Source organism: Fretibacterium fastidiosum (assembly GCF_000210715.1).
GTDB classification, from domain to species: domain Bacteria; phylum Synergistota; class Synergistia; order Synergistales; family Aminobacteriaceae; genus Fretibacterium; species Fretibacterium fastidiosum.
Window position 1 is genome coordinate 2,285,125 of the sequence record NC_021038.1, and the last position, 2,018, is coordinate 2,287,142.

Consider the following 2,018-nt stretch of genomic DNA (forward strand, 5'->3'; position numbering starts at 1 on the left):
ATCTTGCCGGTTCCCCTGGTGCGGGTCCAGGCTCAGGAACGTCCCCGTCTTCGGGTCCATGTACCGCGCCCGCAGCTGATACAGCTCCGTCGTCCGGTCAAAGCGCTCGCCCGCGACTTCCGGATGCGGTTACCGCGCCAGTCGTAGCCGTACTCCTCCACCGCCACGTTCGCGCCCTGCTGCATCGCGGCACAATACCTTTTATTGATTATCAAGGTGCCAGGCTATTAGATCGAGTATTTGTTTAATGACAGCAAAGAAAAACAGCTGACTGTTATGTTACGTCCTAATATCGCCTGGGGCATGAACTTCTCCTCTATTCCAGTATTGGTTCTGGTATATTTTCCTTGGAAGCCAAATCTTTTATCACACTCTTCAATAGGTTTTTCCCCTCATTAGTAGTGCTCTCAAAGTATGTGTCCCAAAATTTATCTGGGTTTGCTTCAAAAATCAATTTATGAGTCATTATTATATAATCATTTCTGTTTTGCGCCAAATAGTATCCATCAAGGTTCCCTGAAACGATTTCAAAACCATCAGCATTATAAATTGCCGGTGTCCCCCCCTCATCAATAATTCTGTAAAAGGCCCCCAGTACTTCAGAGTACTTGTTTATCCTGAAGTCAAAACTCGCTTCAATTACCAAATAAACTTTCTCCTTAACCAATTGCTCAGAGAAAGACTTTGACAATGAGATCACGTTAAACGGATACGACTTAAATGGTCTTGAGTATTTAACCAGCATTTCCTCTGCCTCCCATCCTCAAAACTAATCTTCACAGACCATAAAATTACTGGTGGGTCTCTATTCGAGGACCACCAGTAAATTGGGAAACAAGCTATAAGTAATGGTCTTCTTAATTGCCTCTGTTATCTAGTTTTGCTCTAAACAAATACATCATTCATGGAACCTTTTCTTGTCATCCCTCATCTTTTTAAGGTGGAATTAATTCTTAAACTTGAAGTCATCAAATAATTGCTTCATGGGTTCATAAACAAAATGTATATTAACTATTTTGCCATTATTGCTCTTAAAGACAGCTTGCCATTTTTGCCAACCTTTCCACCTCGGGTCTTCAAGATCGCCCTTCACAAATTTAAGGGACCTTCCGTTGTGTTCGGCAAATGGATACTCTTTTGCTGCCTCATAAGCCATTTCCTCCATCAAGTTCCTCGGCTCAGTACGGCCGGTCGAACCTCTTCCTTCTACGCATACATTATGCACCAGCACGCCGCCGGCGACGAAGTAGGAGTGGAAGTCCTCGACATCGAGGTTGTAGACAGAGATCGGCTTGTCCAGCTTCTCCAGCTCCAGCCCCGTCACAACCCCCGCGTCACCGGAGATAGCATGGATGCAGTCTCCCACCGCCAGGTCGCCCGCCGCTACCCAGCCCTTGCCCACGACGTAGAACGGGTGGTTGGTCGTCGCATCGATGGCGCCCCGGCTCGTCTCGATGTGCAGAAGCTCGTCGTTCTCCCGGACAAATACTTCCTTGACGACCTTCAACGCCCTCTCGCCGGTCTCGGCGTTGTACGACCACACCCGGTCCCCGGCCTGAACCTCGTCGATGCGCTTGAACCCCGCCTCCGTCGCCACCAGCGTGTCGCCGTCAAAGCAGCTTTCATGCAGCACGGCAAGGTCCAACGAAAACTGCAGACCGTATAACAGCATTTTGGGAACGTCGTCGTCCCGAACAGCTTTCAGAAAAGCCTCCAAGCTCTCGTTTGCTCCATACGCTGCAAGAGCTTTCGTAAGTATCTGCATTGCAAGATGCGATTCACAGATACTGGAAAAGCTTGCAATTGATACAAGCCCATTCGCTATTGCAGGCAGGACCCCTTCGGTTTTTCCCGTCAGAGCAGCCGTGACCAGTGCCGTTATTGAATACGAGACGTTGGCAGCGTGGGCTGCGTTCATCAACATCTGGAATGCCAGTGCGTAGTTCAGCGTAACCGTGCCATTCAAAATGTCCAGAACAAACAGCGAACTCGTCGTTTCTCCCAGCGAGAACAGCCCC

At 48.7% G+C, this 2,018-nt stretch carries 2 protein-coding genes; both read right to left on the reverse strand.

The annotated features are described in order from the left end of the window. Positions 1-316 precede the first annotated feature (316 nt). Positions 317-745, reverse strand: coding sequence for a hypothetical protein (locus tag SY1_RS10320; RefSeq protein WP_015556979.1), 429 nt, complete (start codon positions 743-745; stop codon positions 317-319). A 201-nt stretch (positions 746-946) separates the two neighbouring features. Beyond that, on the reverse strand, positions 947-2,018 hold a 1,072-nt coding region (locus SY1_RS10325), incomplete at its 5' end, for a polymorphic toxin-type HINT domain-containing protein (protein WP_243440666.1).